3 protein-coding genes are annotated in these 4,289 nt (G+C 29.4%); all 3 read left to right on the forward strand.

All coding sequences use genetic code 4. The annotated features are described in order from the left end of the window. Nucleotides 1–721 precede the first annotated feature (721 nt). Nucleotides 722–937, forward strand: a complete 216-nt coding sequence (locus EHU54_RS04725) for an integrase core domain-containing protein (protein ID WP_400249207.1) — start codon at nucleotides 722–724, stop codon at nucleotides 935–937. 253 nt (nucleotides 938–1,190) lie between these two features. Further along, the gene (gene hisS / locus EHU54_RS04730; protein WP_400249205.1) at nucleotides 1,191–2,447 is read left to right on the forward strand and encodes a histidine--tRNA ligase; all 1,257 of its coding nucleotides are present in this window, start codon (nucleotides 1,191–1,193) and stop codon (nucleotides 2,445–2,447) included. Further along, the gene (aspS, locus tag EHU54_RS04735; protein WP_400249206.1) at nucleotides 2,447–4,180 is read left to right on the forward strand and encodes an aspartate--tRNA ligase; all 1,734 of its coding nucleotides are present in this window, start codon (nucleotides 2,447–2,449) and stop codon (nucleotides 4,178–4,180) included. Before hisS ends, aspS begins: the two co-directional genes overlap by 1 nt. The last annotated feature ends 109 nt before the right edge of the window (nucleotides 4,181–4,289 follow it).

The following is a 4,289-nucleotide window of genomic DNA, read 5'->3' on the forward strand; positions in this document are numbered from 1 at the left end:
CATAATTTTAGATTCCTATAATTTCTATTTTAAATATATTTTATAGGAATTTTAAAATAACTAGGTTATGCAAGAAGTCTAATATTGTTTTCTTCTAATTATTCTGTAACAATATTTTCAATATCATTTGTTGTATATCCTAATGTGTATACATCTGGTGAGTTATAACATGCGCTAATATTTGAAATTGTATGTTGATAATTTTCACCAAGTTTTAATTTTAAATGTTTAATAATACTAAATTTTATATTAGTATCATAGTCTCTACTATTTAAGCTAAAATCAATATGTTTAGTTTTTTTAATACTATTATTTTTAATTTCCTTAAATTTAGAAATTATTTTTTTAAAAGTATTATTTTTTGATTTAAGTTATCAATTTTTTTTGTATAATTAATGTTTATTTGTTTTAATTCATTTTTTTCACTTTTTATTTTAATTAACTCTGTTTTTAAATCGTTAACTAATTTAATTTAATCATAAATTTTTAATTGATCTGTTGTATTCTTTTTTGCTATTTCAGTATGATTAACAAGTATTATATGTAATGTCTTAAATCACGATTAATTCACTCAACAATAGGTTTTTGTTTAGGTTTACCTTTATCACAAAAATAAACTTTAGTACCAATATAAGATTCAATTTGTTTTCATTCTGAATTTAAATATTATCCTAGTGAATATACAAAAACTTTAATAAAAAAAGAAGTTGTCCATCAAACAATTCCAATTCGTTTTCCACAATCAAATGGGAAAATTAAAAGATTTCATCAAAACTGAAATAAATTTTTTGAATATCTTCCACGCTATCCTAAAAATTTTGAAAATGTTAGAAAAGTTATTGTAATCTTTCTAGATTATTATAACAATATTCGACGACATAAAACCATAAATATTTTAACACCTGCTGAAGTTGCGTTAAAATTTTTAAAAGACTAGCTAATTTATTTTACTTTTCTAAAAAAATAGGTATAATTTTAATTGAAAGAAATTATTGTTGACAATAATTGAACAGAGAAATAGTGGCTGGTGGAAACTATTGGAATTTTAAAGCGTGATGACAACATGAAGATAAAATTTAATAGATTTTGACAAGTAAGCGCATTAACTAAAAGATAATGAAATAGGATGGCACCGCGATTTTTCGTTCCTAAGCAATCTTTTAGTTTTTTATTTAGAAGGGAAGAAAGTTATGAATATGCAAAAACTACGAGGAACTGAAGATCTTTATTATGAAAAAGCAAGTGAATTAAGTGCCCTAGAATTAATGCTGCGTAGTCTTGCTATGCAATATAACTATCATGAAATTAGAACTCCAATTTTCGAAGCAAAAGATTTATTTGTGCGTTCAGTAGGAGCAGAAACCGATATTGTTAGCAAAGAAATGTTTGAATTATTAGATAAAAAAGAGCGAGCATTTGTTTTACGTCCAGAAGGAACCGCACCTGTTATTCGCAGTATTATTGAAGATAAACTATATGGGAAATATGAATTACCATTAAAATTATTTTACCTTGGGAATATGTTTCGTTATGAACGACCTCAACATGGCCGTTTACGTCAATTTAATCAGTTTGGAATTGAAGTGGTCGGAACTAAGAATTATTTATTAGATGTTGAAGTTATTTTACTTGGTTATAATTTATTAAAAACACTTGGATTAACAAACTTAACATTAAAACTAAATTATTTAACAGTTGGTGCAGCACGAACAAAGTATCTTGGTGTGTTAACAGCTTTCTTCCAAGAACAAACATTATGTGCTGATTGTCAAATTCGGGTACAAAAGAATCCATTACGAGTATTAGATTGTAAAATTGATCATGATAAATTTAGTAATGTGCCAAAGATTTATGATTATTTAACCCCAACAGAAAATGAAGAATTTGTTGCAATTCAAAAGTTGTTAACTAAATTAGGAATTCCTTTTACCTTAGATGCGCAATTAGTACGAGGATTAGATTATTATACTGGCGTTGTTTTTGAAATTGTGATTGAGGAAGCAGAGCGAGAATTAACTTTACTAGGTGGTGGACGGTATGACCAATTAGTGCACAGCTTTGAACCAAGTTTAGATTATCCAGCGGTAGGCTTTGCCTTAGGATTAGAACGATTGTTATTAACTTTAGCTGCGAATGATATTGTCCTAGCTGATGAGGCTTATCTTGATGCTTATTTAATTTGTTTATCTGATCATGCGCGTTATTTTGCTGCTTCGTTGTTGTTATTACTTCGAGCAAGTGGTTTTCGTGTTGATTGTGATTATTTAACACGTAGTGTTAAAGCTCAGTTTAAATCATTAGAGCGTTTGAAAGCAAAGAATGCTATTATTATTGGTGATGAAGAATTGAAAAAAAACGTTGTAAAAATTAAAAACCAACAAACAGGAAAAGAACAAAAAGTTAAGTTTGACAAGATTATTACAGTTTTAAGTAAGGAGAAGAAATAATGAAGAGAACACATACTTGTGGTGAATTAACATTAAAAAATGTTAAAACAAAGGTTGTTTTAAGTGGTTGAGTGGCAAAGAATCGTCGGTTAGGGGGGATTATTTTCTTAGATTTACGTGATCGAACAGGGATTACACAAGTTGTTGTCCAACCAGAGCATCCCCAATATGCGATGATTAATACAATTCGAAATGAATTTGTTATTAGTGTTGAAGGTGTTGTAATTGAACGAAAAAGTAAGAATTTAGAATTACCAACCGGGGCAATTGAAATTGCAGCTAAACAAGTCACAATTTTATCAAAAGCCGAAACGCCGCCATTAATTATTAATGATGTCACTGATGCGTTAGAAGATGTTCGAATGAAATATCGTTATTTAGATTTACGTCGACCAATAATGCAACAAAAAATTATGTTACGAAATCAATTAGTGCAAACAATTCGGCAATTTTGTCATGCTCATCAATTTATTGATATTGAAACACCAATTTTAAACAAATCAACACCAGAAGGTGCCCGTGATTTCTTAGTTCCCTCGCGTTTAAATCCCCATAATTTTTATGCGTTACCACAATCACCGCAATTGTTTAAACAGTTATTAATGTTAGCCGGATTTGATAAATATTTTCAAATTGCAAAGTGTTTTCGCGATGAAGACTTACGAAGTGATCGTCAACCAGAATTTATGCAATTAGATTTAGAAATGAGTTTTGTTGAGCGCGATGATATTATCCATTTTGTTGAAACATTATTTCAAACAATTATGCAAGATGTGATGAAAGTTAAAATTAAAACGCCCTTTTTTCGGATGGATTATAATGAAGCAATTGAAAAATATGGCACTGATAAACCAGATACGCGCTATGATTTACAGTTATTTGATGCAAAAGATATTTTTGCAAAAACTGAATTTAGAGTCTTTGCAACAGCATTAAAAAAGGAGTTGAGTTTAAAAGGGATTTTTCTTCCCCAATTAGTCAGCAAAAAACAAGTTGAAGAATTAACACGGATTGCCCAACAAAACAAAGCACAAGGGTTAGCATGAGTTAAACAAAAAAAGAATAATTGAGAAGGACCACTTGCAAAAATACTTAGTGATGATGAAAAAGCAAAATTATTACAAAAATGTAATAAACAAACTGGAACATTCTTCTTTGTTAGTGATGAAAAAGCAGTTACTTGCCAAGCTTTAGGAGCAGTCCGAGTAGCATTAGCTAAAATGTTTGCTTTAATTCCACCGAATGAATATCACTTCTTATGAATTGTTAATTGACCATTATATGAATGATCAGATGAAAATCAACGTTATGAAGCAGCTCATCATCCTTTTACCGCGCCAACTAGTGAATTTATTGATAATTTTGAGCAGAAAATGGCAACTACGCGTGCTGATGCTTATGACTTAGTTTTAAATGGTTATGAAATTGGGGGAGGAAGCATTCGTATTCACCAAAGTGAAGTTCAAACCCGAATGTTTAAATCATTACAATTATCAAACCAAGAAATTGAGAACAAATTTGGTTGATTTTTAAATGCTTTTAATTATGGTGTTCCACCCCATGGCGGAATTGCATTTGGACTTGATCGGCTAGCAATGATTTTAACGAATAGTGAATCAATTCGGGATGTGATTGCTTTTCCGAAGAATACAACAGGAACTGATCCAATGACAGCTTCACCAAGTCCAGTTGAGGACAAACAGTTGGATGAATTAGGGATTAAGTTAAAATAATAAATAGACTTCTTGCATAACCTAGTTATTTTAAAATTCCTATAAAATATATTTAAAATAGAAATTATAGGAATCTAAAATTATGAAATTTGATAAATTTGATTTTATT

It is taken from the genome of Spiroplasma sp. ald (genome assembly GCF_044714355.1).
GTDB lineage: Bacteria > Bacillota_I > Bacilli_A > Mycoplasmatales > Mycoplasmataceae > Spiroplasma > Spiroplasma phoeniceum.